The following is an 18,747-nucleotide window of genomic DNA, read 5'->3' as shown; positions in this document are numbered from 1 at the left end:
TTGGAAAATGAAAGCTCATAAAGCTAATTCAAAAGGCAAACACGCCTTGCAAGTTTATATTTCCTCTAAACCCGCTTCTCGCCCAAGGGGCCATTTTCCCCTTGCTCTTAAGGGGACATATTGACTTTGCTTAAACATAAGTATTTCTCAATAACTCCGACACTGCCATCAAAAGCAGTGAATCCGAATATCAGTAACGGAGCAGTTGATCAGTCAATACATCCTTATCTTACATGGTCAAACGGCGGAGGCGCTGAGAGTTACGATGTTTACTTTGGGACAAGCCCTTCTTCCCTTTACTACAAGGGCAATAAGACATTCACGGCATATGATCCCGGAGTTCTAAGTTACAACACCACATACTACTGGCGAATCGATTCAAGAAATTCAGGCGGCATAACAACCGGAGATGTGTGGAGTTTTACCACAGGGAAAGCCGATAAGGACATGGATGGTTATTCTTCTGATATAGACTGTAACGATAACGACCCCAATGTCTATCCCGGAGCAGTTGAAGTATATGACTGCATAGATAATAACTGTGATGGTCATATTGACGAGGGTTTTGATGCAGACAATGATGGTATTATCGATTGCATGGATAACTGCCCTTCTGATTATAATCCTGAACAATTAGACACAGATACTGATGAATCTGGCGATGCGTGTGATAACTGTTGGCTTGCTCCCAATCCCGACCAACTCGATACTGACAATGACGGGGTTGGCGATGTCTGTGACAATTGCAGGTTGGTCGCGAATGCTGACCAGCGTGACAGCAATGCAGCGGAGGATGATAATTCATCCACACCCGGCGTGCAGCACTACGGCGATGTGTGCGACCCGGATTTTGACAACAGTGGATTTGTAAACATCATAGATTTCAATAAATGGCGCACGTGGGCTGGAAAAACGATTCAGCAGGGCGCTCCCGCTTATATAGATTTGGACGGGAACGGGACTGTCTGGATACAGGACTTCAACATCTGGCGGAAATATTATGGCAAAGCCCCGGGACCGGGGATCGGAGATTAAACAGAGACTCAAATTCAGGGGAGGACTTTCTTAACCAGAAGGTCCTTCCCTATTTTTTTGAAAGCGTCCCGGTCTTTTTAGAATTTGTCTCGTGAGTTATGGTATTATTCATGCACGGGGCGTAGCGCAGCCCGGTAGCGCACACGGTTCGGGACCGTGGAGTCGGAGGTTCAAATCCTCTCGCCCCGACCATTTAAACCTTGGTCTAAAGTCAGGAGTTAGAGTCCAGCTCTTCAATCAGCCTCTTTAACTCTTTAAAAACATCGCCCCATCCCTTGCCCCTGAGGTCCAGCTCCACGCCTCCTTCGGGCAGGAACTTGAGCATCTTCTTACGGGTATCGTAGAGTGAAAATATCGTTTGCGAAGTAACCGTGGTGTCGGGCGCGAAGATGACCTGGACCTTGCCGGAGATATTTTGCATTTTAGTTATTGCAAACTTCTTGGCAAGCATCTTGAGTTCCATGATGTCGATCAGCCTCTTTGTCTTTTCAGGCGGCGGCCCGAACCTGTCCTTCAGTTCTTCCAATATCTTTTCAAGAGCTTTAACGTCCTTTGCCGAGGCGATCTTCCTGTAGACGCTCAATCTCAGGTCAGGGTCTTCAATATATTCCTCAGCAATGACGGCTGTGATCTTCAAATCTATTACGGGCTCGATCTTCGGCTCGATCTTTTCTCCCTTGAGCTCCGCAACCGCCTGCTCAAGCATCTCCATGTACATGTCAAAACCGACCGCATCTATGTGTCCTGACTGCTCGCCGCCTAATAAATTACCGGCGCCCCTTATCTCCAGGTCTTTCATCGCGAGACGAAAGCCCGCGCCAAGATAACCGAGTTCCTGGATGGCCTGCAATTTTTTTCTGGCGTCCTCTGTGATAATGTCTTCTCCGGGGATGAGAAAATAAGCGTACGCCTTTACATTGGAGCGCCCTACCCTCCCCCGCAATTGATAGAGGTCGGCAAGGCCGAACCTGTCCGCCCTGTTGATAATGATCGTGTTGGCGGAAGGGATGTCAAGGCCGGAACCGATAATGGCGGTGGAGACAAGAATATTTATCTCCTTGTGAAAGAAAGTGCTCATGACGTGCTCAAGCTCCTTTTCATTCATCTGGCCGTGGGCTACGCCTATCTTTGAGTCAGGCAGCAGATCCTTTAGAAAATTTCCAATCTTGTAAATATCCTGAATGCGGTTGTGAACAAAGAAGGCCTGCCCTCCCCTGTCAAGTTCTTTCTGAAGCGCCTCCTTTATTGTCTGGGGATTAAATTTTGCCACAATGCTCTTTACCGCGACCCTGTCCTCAGGAGGCGTTTCGATCGTGCTCATGCCTCTAATGCCCGAAAGCGCCATATGCAGCGTCCTGGGGATTGGAGTAGCTGACAAGGTAAGGACGTCAATGTGCTCCTTCAGCGCCTTCATCTTCTCTTTGTGCGTCACTCCGAATTTATGCTCTTCGTCAATGACGAGAAGTCCGAGATCAAAGAAGCTCACATCCTTTGCAAGCAGGCGATGAGTTCCGATAATAATATCAACCCCTCCTTCCGCGAGTGCCTTGAGCGTCACCTTCTGTTCAACCCTGCTTTTGAAGCGGCTGAGATAATCTATCTTTATCGGAAAAGCGGAAAAGCGCGCTTTGAATGTCTCATTGTGCTGCTCCGCAAGAATAGTTGTCGGGACCAGCACCGCGGCCTGCTTTGAATCATACACGGCCTTGAAGCACGCCCTCATCACCACCTCTGTTTTCCCATAGCCGACGTCGCCGCACAAAAGTCTGTCCATCGGCGCGGGGCTTTCCATGTCGCGTTTTATTTCATTGATAGCTGTGAGTTGGTCGGGTGTTTCTTCGTAGGGGAAGAAATTATCCAACTCTTTGTGCATCTCCGTGTCCTCTGAAAACGCATATCCGCCTGCCGTAGAGCGTTTGGCGTAGATCGCTAACAGGCGTTCTGCCATGTCCCTGATCTTCTGTTTGACCTTTAGTTTGGTTTTCTCCCAAGTCTTTCCGCCGAGCCTGTCTATCTTCGGCCTGACGCTTTCAGCGGCATGGTATTTCTGGACGGTGTTTATATGTTCAAGCGGGACAAAGAGCCTGGCGCCTTCAAGGTATTCTATGGCTATGAAGTCTCCTTCGTAATCTTCGATCCTCTCTTTCCTGAGACCTAAATATCTGCCGATGCCGTGCTCCGCATGTACCAGATAGTCTCCTTCTTTAAAATCCTCAATTGATGAGATAAGCGTTGACACCCTGGATTTTCTTGCGGGTTTAAAAGAGGGCCTCTGTCCAAAAATGTCCCTCCCGGAAAGGACAACTACCTCCTGATAAGTGAATCCCCTGCTCAGCTCACCGACAATGATTACAGGACTGCGGCTGTCTTTCACAACCGCGCCGCTGCCGAGCACAGGGACATCCCAGTCAAGGTCGTAAAACAGTTCCTTCAGCCTCTTCGCCTGGCTCTCTGAAGAGCAGACTATCAGGACGAAATACTTTTTCCTGAGCTGAAGAACTCTTTTTACAAAATCCTCAATGGCCGTTCTCTCTTCAGGTAAAAGGCCAAATCCCGTGACGCTCTTGACCGGGCAATAAAATCCTTCCCCCTCTAACGGGAGAGAGGTAAAAGTGATGATGCGCTGCTCAGGAGAGGGAATGAAGGAGGGCCAATGTTTTTTTATGTCATCCGGCCCATTTAAAACAACAGCGCCGTCCGATAAAAGCTCAAGAAGATTCGGCCCTTCCTCAGGCTCATTCGAAGGGCAGATCTCGATATCATTTATTTCTTTCAGGGACAACTGTGTGTCGAGATCAAAATGCCGGAGAGATTCCACCTCATCGCCGAAAAATTCTATTCGCACTGGATCCTCTTCATCAGGCGGGAATATGTCGAGGATGCCTCCCCTGATGCTCATCTCACCCTCGCCGGTCACAACCGGGACGATGTGGTAGCCCTGCTTCTGAAGGTTCAGGATAATATTATCACGCTCAATGATCACTCCTTTTGTGATCGTGAAAAGGGGGAATTCTTTCCTGCCCCATATTGGTGAAAGAGCCGCGTCAACAGAGGAGATGACCTTGCCTCTGTTGCGTGTATAAAGCTCGGTCAACTCTTTCAATCTCTGAGGGCTGTCTTTGGGACGGATCAAGAGAGGGACCTCAACCTGCAATAATTTTGACCAGAAAAGGGCATCCGAATAAAATTCGCCCGCGGACTCTTCAGAAGGACAAATGAGCAGGCACTGTCCTCTCAGCATTGAGAACAGGAGGGCGCCGGAGGAGCCGGAAAGCGAGGTGAAGGTGTCCGCCCTTTTTTCCTCTATGGCGCGAAGGGCTTCTTCAAAGATGGAAAGATCAAAGGGCATGATTAAAAAGTTAGAGGACAATTAATATCATTACATTTTGCAAATAAACAATACTTATTTTTTCAGGGATTATTTTACCATAAAGCAAATAACTAAGCCGACAGAGACTTCCTGAACAGAAAGAATTAAAATATGAAAACCGGACATTTCTGTCAGGGTTACTCGCCGCATTGTTTTTTTTCAACAGGAAGTTATAAAATTAACTACATCTGTTCAACCGCGCCACCATTGTTGTTAGGGGACCATAAAACAAACCGCCGGTCAGAGGCTAAAAAAATGGGGGACAAATGATACGCAGACGTCTTTTAATTATAAGTATACTCTTGCCGGTGATAACTGTTTTCATGAGTTACCCGTCTTATAATGTATGGGCACAAAAACCCGCGGACATGCCGGGTATTGAAAATAAGGCCCCTGTCGGCAAAGGAGAAGCAGTTTTAAACGGTAAACCTGACGACTCAATAGTTGGGCCCTCTTCAAAGACTCCCATACCATCAGCAGAAACAGTCCCGTCATCTGTCACCGCTGCAAAGCTGCCGAAACTTTTCGGGACAATAATCAGGAAAGATAAAAAAATTGCAATTATTGACGATCCGTTTTCAGAGACAACCGGAATTTATACCATCAATGATTCGCTGGCCGGGTTTGTTATTTCCGACATACAACAAGACAGGGTCATCCTTTTAAGGGGCAATAAAAAAACTGAGATCAGATTGAGAGATCCGAAAGATGTCCAGTCTGCTCCGCCCCTTTCATTACAAACACATAAACAATCACCGGGTATCAAAGTCCCGGCAAGACCAATCCCGCCTCCAGGGAGTAGCCTTACAGGAGTTTCAGGTATAAAGTCTCAGTTTACATCCGAAGAGTCTCTGGCGCCTGAAGAGTCTGAAGGGCAATCGAATTCGGAATACACCCACCCAAGATTTTCAAGGCGTCCGGTACATGAAGATCTTCCTGTACCCTTAACACCGATACCGCCAATCAAGCCTACTTTCAAGTAGCATGATAAACAAAAAGGGTCTGGTTTAACCCAGACCCTTTTGTATTACGCAGGTAATGCCTGAATTTAAGAACTCCTTGTTTTCCGGAAACGTCTTAATCCTAACATTGCTGCGCCGGTTAAGAAAAGGGCTGAGCTTATTGGTTCAGGAGCAGCATGAAGGATACTTACATTGCTGCCTGGCATCGTACCGTCAAGACCCTTACTGTTATACAAAAGTCCCAAAGCTGAATAACCTGGCTCGCCATACTTCACATCGATTAACCGCACGCTTGTACTTCCGGGAGCAATACTGCCAAACCAGTAAGCGGCATCGCCACTGCCGTCAACGCCGTCCCACGTATCGGCTTGAAGCGTACTGCCTTTCCAGTTAAAGGCGCTTTGTTCAAAGGCCAAAATCGTGTCCATCATAGTATGGCTTGAAGTATTTGTTATACTCACTCGCAGGTCCTGATTAGGACCATAGGCATATGACCACGCAACTGAGACAGATTCATCGCCCCAGCCATTTGGTCCCCCGTGCTCGTCAACCAATATTAAATTCCCGGGATCCAGACCTTGCCCGCTTATATCGGTGAAAGTGTCGTTTACCGGATTAGCCATTGTAATAGCAGGAGCGCATAGAACCGCAATAACAAGAATTGGCGCTGCCAGAAAAAACATAATACGCTGTGTTAGCATCTCCACCCTCCTTTTTCAATTTTAATTTGATTCTTTATGGTTGAGTCGAACTATCCTTTCTTTGTTTAATTAATGTCGCACAGATTACCTATACCATCGCCGTCTGAATCCGCCTGGTCCGGATTGTGTACCGCCGGACAGTTGTCACAGGTATCGCCTATCCCGTCGCCTATATAGCCGTAATTGAAACCATAACCGAAATACTTGCCATTTACGTAATGTGCGATAATTTCATCTTGCGTCAAAGCTCTGTTATAGACTGCCATCTCGTCGAGGCCACCGCCCCAATAGTAGCTTCCTCACGTGCCGCTGATAAGAAATCGGTCAGGTGCCAAAGCATCGACTATATTTTCCGAGTAAGGATATGCTGTGCCTTCCTGTCCATCCACGTAGACTCTTATGAATTGTCCGTCATAAGTTCCTGCAAGATGGTGCCATTCATTCTTGGTAAAGGGTGCCCATCCCTTATTGTAATCATAGTGATTAATAAAGAATGAGATTTTGTCATCGTAATAGTATAATCCGTAACCATCGTCATACCAGTGAGGATATCGATAGGAGCTTTTTATCCCTATAGTGGCCCATTCTCCACCATAGTCGTCAATATGTTGGTTTCCGTACGCCCATACCTCGATCGATATGTTCTTGCCGGTGATCTTCATGTTCCCTGAATCATCCACAACAGTAACGGTATTGTCCGTTCCTCCCTTAAACGTGAGAGCGCCATTAACCTGACCCGTTCCCCACGTGGCGTTATAAATGGTTCCGTTATTATTGACAACGGTATCGTAAGCTACAAACCCCATGGCTTCATCAAATTTCCAGTATCCGCGCATCCCGGGAATACTGCCGTCACTTTCAGCCTGATCGGGGTTGTAGGTGTTAGGACAGTTATCACAGACAGATCCGATACCGTCTCCGTCATGATCGGTCCCCCCGTCAACAATGCCGTCGCAGTTATCATCTGACCCGTTACAGGATTCAGCAGCATCGGGATGGATTGCCGGATTGTTATCATTACAGTCACCTGCGCACGCTGCATAACCGTCACTATCGGCATCTGTAAATCCTTCATCAGCATTGCCGTCACAATCATCATCCGAATGGTTACAGACTTCTGCAGCGCCAGGATGGATTGCCGGATTGTTATCATTGCAGTCACCTGCGCACGCTGTATAACCGTCACTATCGGCATCTGTAAATCCTTCATCAACATTGCCGTTACAGTTATCATCTATTCCGTTACAGACTTCCGCAGCGCCGGGATGGATTGCCGGATTATTATCATTACAGTCCGTGTCAGTGTAACCATCACCATCGCCATCAGATGGATTGCTTCCGGATATACCACCACGCACCGGCCAGAAATATTTAGGCCAATATGTCCAGTTGCAGGTAGTATTAGGGACGCTCAAAGGATAAGAAAGCGTCTGGTTCCCGGCAACATTTAATGTAATTGCATACACTTTGCTTGTATCTGTGGGATAAGCCGTAGAGGTCCAGTGAGAACACCACGCAAATTCAGGCATAGTGAAGCCCGCAGCGGTAAGGTCGCCTCTTGACGAGAACTCGTCTTCCCAATGAGTCAGGCTTAACATCTCTTTTTTGTTTGGAAGCCGCCAGTCAGTGTAGCCTGAATTCGGAATTGAAACACAAGTTTCTCCATTGACCGTATCACAATCAGCATCCACTGTACACATAGTATCGCCTTTACTCCTGCATTGCTCTATGGAACCATTCTCAATGAATACACATGCTGGTAACAATGGATCAGTACATGGTTGAGTAGCAGGAGTTTGAGGGAAAGGAAAGCCTGAGCAGTCTTGTGATCTGGGAGGTTTAACACACCGGCCGTATGTTTGAGTATTCATGTCGGATATGAATTGATTTACAGCTTGAAATGACGTCAGTACTCCATCAGCACCCAATGCGGTTTCTCCTCCGCTTTGTACCCACATTAGAGAAGTAAGATTGTCTGTTATAGTGCTGTCCAGATTATTTCTAAACCTTGAGGCAACTGACCAGCCGACCCCCCATTCCAGATCACCGTCATCACCCGGTGTTACAGTTGTAGTGCTTCCTGTTTTACGAATATTTGCCGGATACGCCGGGTCAGGGTTATTGGCCTGTCCGGCACGAACAGGCCAATAATACATGGCGCCGGCAGTCCAGTCAACTTCATAGGAAGTCTGAGCGGTACCTAAATTAATAGACCATCCAGCGCTTTCATATGCATATGAATTATTCGACCAGTAATCAGATGCCTGAACGTTTTGAAAGCCCTGAGAGTTAAGCCATACAGCTGTATCGGCCTGTCCGGCATTTGTAAGGCTTTCAAGCTCAAGCATATTAGGGATGCGCCAGTCAGTGAAGCCCCCGATAGCCAGAGCTGCAGCAGCGTTCCTTGCAGTATAAAAGTTCTGTAAGCCTCCCATGTTTGCATTCTTGGTCCACATAAGACCTGTGAGTAAATCCGTAACAGTCCCATCACCGTTGTCATTAAATCTTCCAGAGCCCATGTTTCCTGTTGTAGGCCATGGAGCGCCCATCTTCAAATCACCGTCATCCCCTGCATAATATGATGTAGTCTGTCCTGTTCTGGGTATGTTTACGTCACTGGAAAATACAGACGGAATGAAAGCATCTACCGGCAGGATGAAAATCATTACTGCAACGAACATTGATCTTGAAAAGTTTCTCAGCTTCATCTAATCCCTCCTTCCTTTTATTGAACAAATTATTGTTTAGTGGAATCTGCGATATCCCTAACGTTAATTTCGCCCTTTGTTCCCGCTTTAAAGTATAAAATGTTTTTTTCTAAGGATTGAGGAAAGGACAGTGGTAAGAAAAAGATTCTTAATGGAATTCCCCTTTGTTTTTACAATACAAGAGAAAGAAGATACTGTCAAGGTTTTTTTCGTTTAATTTTACACAGTTGCGCAACTGTGTAAGAATGGCATAACAAATCCACTTTGAATTGACGCCCCTTGCGCCTGTCAATTAATCATATTTATGGAGACTATTATTTTTTTGACTTATGTTCTTTAAGGTTGTCTGAATCCTTGCCTTGAAGAATGAGTCGCTGCTGCTCTCACTAAATGCCTTTAATTCCCGTACACCGTCAGTGCTCGCAATCTTTTCAAGCACTTCAATTGCATAATTTATGGCATTCCTCTCACTTTGTTGCTCCTCTATGTTTTGATATTCTTTTATCGTTTTGCCTGTTTGCTGCCTTAAAATCTTTATCGCAGTATCCTCTGCTCGTTTTTGTTCAATCCCCATTAGCGTTAACCTCAAGGCTGCAAACACCTTTACCTCATCACTTGAATAATTCAGCGCCCGTACAAGTATGTCTTTACCTCTCTCATCAAACAGCCTCGAACCGGAGCGCACAATTCTTTTTACGCCTTCATCCTCTTTTTCTTCAGGAGTAAACAACTTATAAATAGCAGGTATGGACTGCTGTGCCCCCGCCTTTGCAAGTTCGTCTATCACAGGAAGGGCTATGTCGCCCTCTCCTAAACTCAAAAGTGCGCCGGCAGCCTGCAATCTGATATCGGGATCTTTTTCATTGACGGCTTTTTTCAGGACCGGGATGCTTCTCTTGTCTCCATGCCAGAAGCCGTCTTTAAATTCTCCATAAACCATTATTGCCCTTATTGCGCAAACCATGGCTTTAGGGTATCTGGTTTTTCGCTCTATTATTTGAAGAATAAGATCATATGCTTCCGGATTATTCCTCCTGGATAATGCCTTAATCGCAGCGCAGATGTCATTCTGGTACCAGGCCTCTCCACTTCCCTTGTACATTCTTTTTTCTGATTGTCCTGATTCACTGTAATAACTGATTGATTCATGGTCTCCCAATGCAAGTATCCGCAAATATCCAACAGCGCTTTCCTGTGATAGCATTCCCGGATCGAGACAGCCTTCAAAGGACAACGGCTTATCTTCCGTGATTTGCTCCGAATTAAGAGGCGCTGCTTCACTGGCCGGGGGCGCCGGCTGCATCACTGCCCCTTTTTGTTCCTGAAGTTCCTTTTCACCTGTAGACTTTTTTACTTCATGGCATGCTGAAAACAGCAAAAGACTGCAAACCACAATTACCGGGAAAATGCCTTTCCATTTATTCAATTGTCTTCTCCTTATGTCCATGGGAGTTTTCAATGTCTGCTATTTATTAAACCTGAAAACAGCGAAGTTATTATCATGGTATTCTAATCTGAATTTCTTTGAAACCGACGACCATTTCGGATCATCCCGCATCTCTCCCAGCCTTTCAAGCCACAAATATTCCATAGACCTCGGTTTGAGTAATACCACAATACAGGTTGCGTTATTTATCTCTAACTTATCCAGCCATTCTTTAAATTTCTCCGATTTAACAAAAATTATTTTATTCGAAAAGCTGTTGTTCCATAGCGGGGAAAGCAATTCAGGAGTAAAGGTATATGCCAGGGTATCACTCTCAGATATATTAACGCTGATCCACGACCACAGTCCGTAATTTTCATACTGTGAGAGATTTAAGACATCCGGGCCAAGCCTTGCGAGGCTGCGCTCTTTTGCAGGCAGATGAATAAACTCTTTTATTTTCCCAGGAGTGACCGTTGTGGAATTGGATGTAAAAAAAGTGTAAAGCACCAAGCACAAGGCAAGATATTCAAAGGTCCTTCCCTTGTCCTTAAAATACTGAACAACTACCCCGAAAGCCAGACAGCCAAGACCGAACAAAAAAATCACATACCGGGTAAACCAGTTATTCGGATAAACGAGGAAGACAAGGACCATCATTACTGCAACAATAAAAAAATCAAATTTCTTTTTCCACACAGAAAGAATAACCGCAAAGACAGTAGAGGGCAGAAGAAGTATAAACCATAAAGGACCGAACCCGCTTAAGTCCGATGCATAATAGTAATGTTCAACCCTTTCCAGCCATACATAGAGCGGCCTCTGCATTGGGGGCATTTTCCGTAATATGTCAGGGCCGGTATGCAGGAACTCGGTGAAAGTCCCTGCAAATAATGTCTTGCCGAATATTTTGACAATAAAAGGATATACAGGGTTGCCGTAGTGCACCCAGTTGCTGATGTACCAATAACTTCCCAGTAACGTCACGGGCGCCGCGAAATATAGCGCATAGCTTTTGATAATCTTTTTAATGTTAACCACTTTAAAATGGTTAATACTATGGGTATTCATTGTCCCGTGAGGTTTACTTTTTAACGGGTTGATTTCATCAGAAATTTCTTCACGCCTCAAAGAGTAATATATTCTTAGTTCATTAATCAGATATAGCGCCGACAAGGCGATAATAAACAAAGGGCCGGAGCCTTTTGAGCCTAACAACATACCGGCTGTTGTCCCTGCCATGAAAAGCTGAATATTCCCTCCATACAATACTGCCTGACTACTCTTAAACTCACCATGAGAGATATGGGAGATATTACGGCACAGAATAAAATTCACGGCTATGAGGAAAAAAACGGACACAGCGATATCTACATAATTTGTTGTTGACTGTAATATTATTACGGGAGCAAAGAAAAAGAGAAAACAAGAATAAGCTGAATATTTCGCTTCAATCCCCAGCTTACGTCCGATGCTATATATAGCAAGCATTCCGGCAACCGTAAAAGGAAGCTGGCTTAAATCAACGATTATGTCGGTTTTCAGAAAAATAATATTCCACAGAAAATAAAGGTCCATGTTTTTGGGAAAGACGTTTATGAAAGTATAAATGAGCGAATTGTAGGGTATCTGCTCGATGGCTCCGGACTGCAGAATAAACCCGACGGTAGGAAGATGATATAACAGCGCGTCCCATGAATAGGAAGGGAACAGATAACCTGCAAATACCAGATAGCAGAAATAAATAGAAAAAACAATAAATACAGCCAGCAATATCCAGTCGCTCTTTATCAAAGTAACAAAACGGATTTTTTTATCTTTCATCTCCTTATAAATATCCGCCGCCAATCCCTGCACACCCACGTTTTGCAAAGGAGGGACGGGACAAAAGAGACCCGGTTTTGTTTGAATTACGGCGATGGTTAACACAGCCACTGACACACAGACGTTCAATACAAAAAGCGGTGCTGCATAGAGTTTTTTTAATAAACCAAGCGTCATCTCAGTTAAAACAATCTGGGCCAGACCTAAAACAAAAACGCCCAATAACCTGTCTGAAAAAGAAAGCCTGACCTTATTCCTGAAAAGAAAGACATACCACGAGGAAAACAAAAAGAGGTTGACTGTCATGTAAACAGTAATTTCCACTTGATATCAAACTTTATCAGTGCTGAAAGTGTAATGTCAAATCGTGTCAAATGCCAGGTGCGCGACAAATATAAATGTCCTATACAACAAACAGGAACAAGACATTTTTATTTGGTAAAAACAGGACATTTTAACTTTGCGTTGACACCTGCCCTGCAGCGTCCCAAATAGTCTCTCCACTCTGCCTTTTGCCTGCGGCGAGCATAAGAAACGTTGTGTCCAGAAGTATCAATAAAGCAACATTCTCTCTCTGTTTTGTTAAAATAATTGATGCCTTTTAAGATCATTTCCGTGACAGGCGCGCACAGCGCTGTGGGTAAGACGACCCTCTGCTCTATCCTGCTTGAAAATTTAAAGGGATTCGGGGCGATCAAGTTCACCCGGACGGAGCTTTATACTTCTGTTGTCGATGATGAAACTATTCTCAAAGAGAAGGGCAAGGATACGGCGATCTTCTTTGGATCGGGGGCTGAAAAGGTTGTCTGGATACAAAGTCCCGGAGGACAGGAACTTGAAGACGCACTGAATGTTTCATTGACAAAGATGACGGGGCTCAAAGGCGTTGTGGTTGAAGGCAACAGCCCCGCTGATCTTTTGAAACCGCATCTGACTATATTCATCATCGGCGGGGACGGAGTGATCAAACCCTCTGCCCTGAAGGTTGGGAAAAAGGCGGACATCGTAATTATCAACTCTGAAACGGATGTTGCAAATCCTGCTTCTTTGGTCACTTTTTCTAAAGAACATGCAAAAATTTTCCGAATAGACTTACTAAATAAAAGCGGGGAAATTGACAAATGGCTTGCATATATCCAAAAATATATCGTTTGAACGCGTTATACCGTTAAGTTACTTAACAGATGAAGGAGTCTGAGATTTGCAAATAGAGACAAATGTACTTCTTTTTGAATTAGCGCTTACGTTTTATTTCATCGCAACCATTTCAGGCATTATCGAGATTTTCAGAGGGAAGAAAAACACATCGAAGGTAACGCTTTATCTCTCAATGGCCGGTTTCGCCTTTCACACGGCAAACATTGCCATTAGATATGTTGAAGGCGGACATGTCCCGGTGACCAACATGCACGAGGCGACCTCCTTTTTCTCGTGGTGCGTGCTGGTGCTGTTCTTTTTTCACGAATTCAAGTACAAACTCGGGCTCCTCAGCTCTTTTATTATGCCCATTGTATTTCTACTTATGTTTTCAGCGTCGATCTTTCCAAGGGAAATAAAGGCGTTGAGCCCTGTGCTTCAGAGCTACTGGTTCGGTATCCACGTGGTCTTCGCGTTTCTCGGGGACGCCTCTTTTGCGATGGCGTGCGGCATCGGAATCATGTATCTCATCCAGGAGAGGAACGTAAAGTCAAAACACCTGAGCATGCTCTTCCAGAAACTGCCGAGCCTCCAGACACTGGACGAGATCAACTATCACCTCGTCACTCTGGGGTTCCCCCTTCTGACGCTCTCCATGATAACAGGAGTTATCTGGGCCAATTCAGCGTGGGGGACCTACTGGAGATGGGACCCCAAGGAAGTGTGGTCTTTGATAACATGGCTTGTCTACGCGTTGGTGCTTCATCTCAGGCTTACCTCCGGGTGGCGCGGCAAGAAGGCCGCCATTCTCTCGATTATAGGGTTTGCCATAGTTATATTCGCATTTTTCGGTGTATCAATTATCCTGAAAGGACGTCACGTTTTTATGTAGCGCTAACCGCCTGATAATTGTTAGTTGATCACAAACGTTTAACGAAATCGTCATGAATATATTAGTAATCGGACTTAACCACAAAACAGCCCCCATAGAAGTCAGGGAAAAGGTCGCTTTTGACGGGCCCAAGCTCGGAGAGGCCATTAAGCTCCTGAAAGGCTCCCATGTCGTGAAGGAGAGCATCATACTCTCCACATGCAACAGGGTAGAGATATACGCCGGGGTCAGCGATATAGATTCCGGGGTCGAAGGCATAAAGGGCTTTCTCGCGGATTTCCACAAAGTGCAGAGAGACCTGCTGGACAGATCGCTTTACATTCATAAGGGGGCCGACGCCATAAGGCATATGTACAGGGTCGCTTCAAGCCTTGATTCTATGGTGGTCGGCGAGCCGCAGATACTCGGACAGTTGAAAGACGCCTTCGATCTTGCGCTTGAAAATAAAACCACGGGCGTTATCCTGAATAAACTGATGAGGAAGTCTGTTTCCGTGGCAAAGCGCATCAGGACGGAGACGAAGATCGCCGAGAGCGCGGTAAGTATCAGCTTTGCGGCAATCGAGCTGGCAAAGAAGATATTCGACGACCTCGCCAGTAAATCATTCATGCTCATCGGCGCGGGCGAGATGGCCGAGCTTGCGGCAAAGCATCTTATAAACTGCGGGGTGCAAGACGTGCTGGTCACAAACCGCACAATCGCAAGGGCCGAGGAGCTGGCCCATGAGTTTCACGGGAAGGTGGTGCCGTTTGAGAGCTTTGTAACTGAATTGCAGCACACCGACATTGTCATCTGCTCGACCGGCGCGCCCCACTACATTTTATTAAAAGACCAGGTGCATAAGACGATGAAAGAGCGGAAGCAGAAGCCGATGTTCATAATTGACATCTCCGTGCCGAGAAATATTGAGCCGCAGATAAATGACCTTGCTAACGTTTACCTGTACGATGTGGACAGCCTTCAGGGGATCGTGGAAACAAATATCCAGGAGCGCGCAAAAGAGGCCGACAAGGCGGAACGGATCGTTGATGAGGAGATCGGTTCTTTCCTGCAATGGAGCGCCTCCCTGACCGCGACCCCGACCATCGTAGCGCTCCGCAACAAGGCCGAGGAAATAAGAAAAACGGAATTTGAAAAGACCCTCAAGAAGCTCGGCCCGATAGAGGAAGAGAAAATAAAGGCCATTGAATATCTGACAATTTCCATTGTCAATAAACTGATACATCCCCCTACAACAGTCCTTAAAGAAGAAAATGAAAACAGGGACGAATTGATCGCAGTAATAAAAAAGCTGTATGGAATTAACGGAGAAGAGGAGTAATATCTATCATGAAGAAAAAAGTGATCATCGCAACACGCGGCAGCAAACTCGCGCTCTGGCAGGCGGAGTGGGTCAAGGCGCAGATCGAAAAAGTCAGCCCTGACACCGAGGTAGAGCTCAAGAAAATAAAAACCACCGGAGACATGATACTTGACGTCCCTCTGGCCCAGGTGGGAGGCAAGGGGCTCTTCGTAAAAGAGATCGAAGAGGCGCTCCTGAAGAAAAAGGCGGACCTCGCAGTCCACAGTATGAAGGACGTTCCGACGGACCTGCCTGAGGGCCTGCATCTTGCCGTTATCTGCAAGAGGGAAGATCCGAGGGACGCATTTATAGCCAGAAGACAGATGACAGATGACAGAACACAGACAATAAAAAGCTTCAAAGATTTGCCGAAAGGCGCTCATGTCGGCACAAGCAGCTTGAGGAGAATATGCCAGTTACTGAACAAGCGGCCTGACCTGAAGATCACACATCTCCGCGGAAATCTCGACACAAGATTGAGAAAGCTTGATGAGGGACAGTTCGACGCGATCATCCTTGCTGTCGCAGGCGTGAAGAGGCTTGGCTGGAAAGAAAGGATCACCCAGGTCCTTGAGCCTGAACTCAGCCTGCCGGCGATCGGACAGGGCGCTGTGGGAATTGAATGCAGGATGGATGATGAATTTATAAATAAACTTTTAAAGAAGCTTAACCACAAGGCAACCTCGGTCTGCGTGAGGGCGGAACGCTCCTTCCTGAAAAAACTTGAAGGCGGCTGCCAGGTGCCGATAGGCGCATACGCGCAGCTGATAAGTCAGAAGACAGAAGACAGAAAACAGAAGACAGAAGTCAGAAGTCAGAAGCTTGTAATCAAAGGTCTTGTAGGGAGCCTGGATGGAAAGACATTGATCAGGGCGTCAAAGACCGGTAAGCCGGAGGACGCTGAGACACTCGGCACAAAACTCGCTGAGGTGCTGCTTTTAAAAGGCGCGGGGAAAATTCTCGCGGAGGTTTACGGAAAATAAGGGCGGGTCTCTTGCCCTTTAGACGCCCTTTGGGATATATTATCTTATGCTTAAAATAATGAGTCATAAATTCTTCTCTGTTTTTCTTCTCGCCGGGGTCACGGTGATAATAATAATCACTTTCATATTCTGGGGCATCGGGCCCAAAGACAGGAACCAGTCAACAGTCGTGGCGCAGGTTGAGGACGAAAAGATCTCCACGGAGAAATACTGGCGCGCATATGAAAATGAACTCAAGCGCCGCAAAGACGTAAATCCGAATGAAGAACCCAAAAAACAGCAACTGCAGGAACAGGTGCTCAACATGCTGATCGACAGGGCGGTCCTCACGATTGCCGCTCAAAAGGCCGGCATAACGATACCTGAAAAAGACCTGCAGGACGCCATAGTCAATATTCCGTATTTTCAGAGAGACGGCGTATTCGACCCGGAAATATACTCAAGGGCCTTAAGGCTGAACCGGCTCACCACGCAGGCGTTTGAAAATGACCTGAGAGAAGACCTGCTTGTCAGCAAGATGAGCAAGCTCGTTGGCGAAACTGCGGAACTTACCCCGGATGAAATAAAGATCCTTGACTCAATCGGCACCGGGAACCAGGAACAACTGCTTCAGATATTCCGCTCAAACAAGAGCAACCAGATCATAAATGCGTATATTGAAAGTGTTAAGCGCCAGTTGAAGATCACAGTTAATAAAGACATCATCTCCTGATTTCTCCCCTTGCCTTATTTCCCCACTTCGGTTTCACGACAAAACCAATTTTTCATTTAACAACATAACACACTGGATTTAAGGATTAATAAATCAATTCATACTTTCTTCAATGTTCCGTGGTAAAAAATAAATAAACAAAGGAGGAAGTGAAATGAAAATAATACCGATAGTTTTGATGTCAGCACTGCTTCTGGTTTTCAGCAGCGTTTCCGGTTTTGCCCAGATGGGCCACGGGGAGATGAAGCATGAACACATGATGGAGCATAAAGGCATGACCGGGCATGAACAGATGGTGGACGGCATGACGAACACAATGCATGAAATGTCCGGGATGATGCATGCCATGAGTGAAAATATAGGGGATATGCCTAAAGAAAAAATGCACGACATGTCTATGATGATGAAGGACATGTGCAAAGAAATAAACTGGATGTCCGGGATGATGGATAGAGGCACAGCAACAGATGAAGATATGAAGGTCATGAATGACAGAATGACTGAAATGCAGAAACGCATGTCGGAGATGGGAAAATAATTTACTAAGGTGAAAGACAAAAAGATGTTACTCGGAAATCCAAGGACCGTTCTTCTAATCGCGCCTGCAGCGCTGTTTGCAGGATGCGGCGGTGGCGGGAACCCAGTTTATTCAGTCTCCAATGAGTAAGTCCGGCGTTACTGTCTGGATATGTCAACTTTGATAACTGCGCTCCAAACATCTAACGGGGTTGTTCAATAGGCCAATTTATTAAGACAGGGGACAATTTTAGTGATAGAATGTATATCGCAATACATGCTGATATATAAAAAGGAGGTGAGCGGGGTCTTGAGAGAAAACTAATTATATTTAAAGAATTATGAAAGGAGAGTTACGTGAAAAAACATTTAATAATTTTATTGTCTGTGTTGTTTGTTATTTCAGCGGTATTTATTGCATATGCCGAACATCCGGAGAAAGCAATAGTTGTTCCTTACGAATCAGTTTTTAAACATATGCCGTGGGCTGCCGGCGGAGACGTGCGTTATCACATCACTATTCACAAGCCGTACAAGAAGTGGGCAAAGTGGCCGGGCAAGGGAGAAATGTATAAGGGCAAAGAACCGCATGGCGCATTTCTTACGGCTTATGTAAATGAAATTGCGCTTGATTCAATAAAAAAAGCAAAAGGAATGGCAGACGATTCAATAATCGTGAAAGAGAACTATGACGCAAATAAACAACTTGCAGCCGTGACAGTTATGTATAAAGTAAAAGGCTATAACCCTGAAGGCAACGACTGGTTCTGGGTAAAATATGATCCTAAATTTAACATCCTTGCAGAGGGAAAAGTCGAAGATTGTATAAAATGCCACGCTTCGGTAAAAGATAACGATTATATCTTTTCAGGCAAGGTGACGGGGAAATAAATTTAACAATTAAACCATAATAATACAGAAAAGAAATTAAAAAAAGCGGACATCTATGATGTTCCCGTAAAATCCCCGTCTTACAGGCGGGGATTTCATTTGCAGATGAGGGAGTGTCCACGAAACTGTGTAAATTGATAAACTTATCAAAACACAGGAGGTGGATAATTGAAGGAAGAGAAAGCAGCAAAGACGGAAGAAGTAAAAGCTAAGATCAGACGCCTTGTGCAGCAGACAATGCAGGAAGC

At 45.6% G+C, this 18,747-nt stretch carries 14 protein-coding genes, 1 tRNA gene and 1 pseudogene; 10 read left to right on the top strand and 6 right to left on the bottom strand.

Annotated elements, in window-relative coordinates; genetic code table 11:
• The first annotated feature begins 447 nt into the window (after window positions 1-447).
• Both HZB61_07685 and HZB61_07680 read left to right on the top strand, forming a co-directional pair.
• Entirely contained in the window at window positions 448-1,035 is a 588-nt protein-coding gene (locus tag HZB61_07685) for a putative metal-binding motif-containing protein (protein MBI5056477.1), read from the top strand.
• A gap of 115 nt (window positions 1,036-1,150) precedes the next feature.
• A tRNA-Pro gene (locus HZB61_07680) sits at window positions 1,151-1,227 on the top strand.
• Window positions 1,228-1,246: 19 nt separating this feature from the next.
• Here the strand turns inward: HZB61_07680 and mfd are convergent.
• Entirely contained in the window at window positions 1,247-4,384 is a 3,138-nt protein-coding gene (gene mfd, locus HZB61_07675) for a transcription-repair coupling factor (protein MBI5056476.1), read from the bottom strand.
• Between the two features lie 287 nt (window positions 4,385-4,671).
• On the opposite strand from mfd, the gene HZB61_07670 reads away from it, so the two are divergent.
• On the top strand, window positions 4,672-5,388 hold the full coding sequence (locus HZB61_07670; protein ID MBI5056475.1) for a hypothetical protein: 717 nt from the start codon (window positions 4,672-4,674) through the stop codon (window positions 5,386-5,388).
• A gap of 65 nt (window positions 5,389-5,453) precedes the next feature.
• Here the strand turns inward: HZB61_07670 and HZB61_07665 are convergent, their stop codons facing one another.
• The 5 genes and pseudogenes from HZB61_07665 to HZB61_07645 all read right to left on the bottom strand — a co-directional run bounded on the left by HZB61_07665 (window position 5,454) and on the right by HZB61_07645 (window position 12,332).
• Window positions 5,454-6,068 carry a PEP-CTERM sorting domain-containing protein gene (locus HZB61_07665; protein MBI5056474.1) on the bottom strand — a complete coding sequence of 205 codons (615 nt, stop codon included), beginning with the start codon at window positions 6,066-6,068 and terminating at the stop codon, window positions 5,454-5,456.
• 65 nt (window positions 6,069-6,133) lie between these two features.
• Window positions 6,134-6,238 (bottom strand): annotated as a pseudogene (locus tag HZB61_07660) (thrombospondin type 3 repeat-containing protein).
• A 129-nt stretch (window positions 6,239-6,367) separates the two neighbouring features.
• Window positions 6,368-8,776 carry a DUF1566 domain-containing protein gene (locus HZB61_07655; GenBank protein ID MBI5056473.1) on the bottom strand — a complete coding sequence of 803 codons (2,409 nt, stop codon included), beginning with the start codon at window positions 8,774-8,776 and terminating at the stop codon, window positions 6,368-6,370.
• A 292-nt stretch (window positions 8,777-9,068) separates the two neighbouring features.
• Entirely contained in the window at window positions 9,069-10,202 is a 1,134-nt protein-coding gene (locus HZB61_07650) for a HEAT repeat domain-containing protein (GenBank protein ID MBI5056472.1), read from the bottom strand.
• 39 nt (window positions 10,203-10,241) lie between these two features.
• Entirely contained in the window at window positions 10,242-12,332 is a 2,091-nt protein-coding gene (locus HZB61_07645; protein ID MBI5056471.1) for a hypothetical protein, read from the bottom strand.
• Window positions 12,333-12,620: 288 nt separating this feature from the next.
• On the opposite strand from HZB61_07645, the gene HZB61_07640 reads away from it, so the two are divergent.
• From HZB61_07640 to HZB61_07610, 7 genes are all read left to right on the top strand, one after another.
• Window positions 12,621-13,181, top strand: coding sequence for a hypothetical protein (locus tag HZB61_07640; protein ID MBI5056470.1), 561 nt, complete (start codon window positions 12,621-12,623; stop codon window positions 13,179-13,181).
• 52 nt (window positions 13,182-13,233) lie between these two features.
• Entirely contained in the window at window positions 13,234-14,055 is an 822-nt protein-coding gene (gene ccsB, locus HZB61_07635; GenBank protein MBI5056469.1) for a c-type cytochrome biogenesis protein CcsB, read from the top strand.
• A gap of 52 nt (window positions 14,056-14,107) precedes the next feature.
• Window positions 14,108-15,376 carry a glutamyl-tRNA reductase gene (locus HZB61_07630; protein ID MBI5056468.1) on the top strand — a complete coding sequence of 423 codons (1,269 nt, stop codon included), beginning with the start codon at window positions 14,108-14,110 and terminating at the stop codon, window positions 15,374-15,376.
• 8 nt (window positions 15,377-15,384) lie between these two features.
• A complete protein-coding gene (gene hemC, locus HZB61_07625; GenBank protein ID MBI5056467.1) occupies window positions 15,385-16,380 on the top strand; it encodes a hydroxymethylbilane synthase in 996 nt (331 codons plus the stop codon).
• A 46-nt stretch (window positions 16,381-16,426) separates the two neighbouring features.
• Window positions 16,427-17,092: a SurA N-terminal domain-containing protein gene (locus HZB61_07620; GenBank protein MBI5056466.1), complete on the top strand. Its 666-nt coding sequence runs from the start codon at window positions 16,427-16,429 to the stop codon at window positions 17,090-17,092.
• 154 nt (window positions 17,093-17,246) lie between these two features.
• Complete coding sequence (locus HZB61_07615) at window positions 17,247-17,630, top strand: hypothetical protein (GenBank protein ID MBI5056465.1); 384 nt, start codon at window positions 17,247-17,249, stop codon at window positions 17,628-17,630.
• Between the two features lie 455 nt (window positions 17,631-18,085).
• Window positions 18,086-18,499 carry a cytochrome P460 family protein gene (locus tag HZB61_07610; GenBank protein ID MBI5056464.1) on the top strand — a complete coding sequence of 138 codons (414 nt, stop codon included), beginning with the start codon at window positions 18,086-18,088 and terminating at the stop codon, window positions 18,497-18,499.
• Window positions 18,500-18,747 lie beyond the last annotated feature (248 nt).

It is taken from the genome of Nitrospirota bacterium, from assembly GCA_016214845.1.
Taxonomy (GTDB): Bacteria; Nitrospirota; Thermodesulfovibrionia; order UBA6902; family UBA6902; genus SURF-23.
The sequence above is the reverse complement of the archived record's forward strand: the minus strand, read 5'-3'. Positions and strand labels throughout refer to the sequence as shown.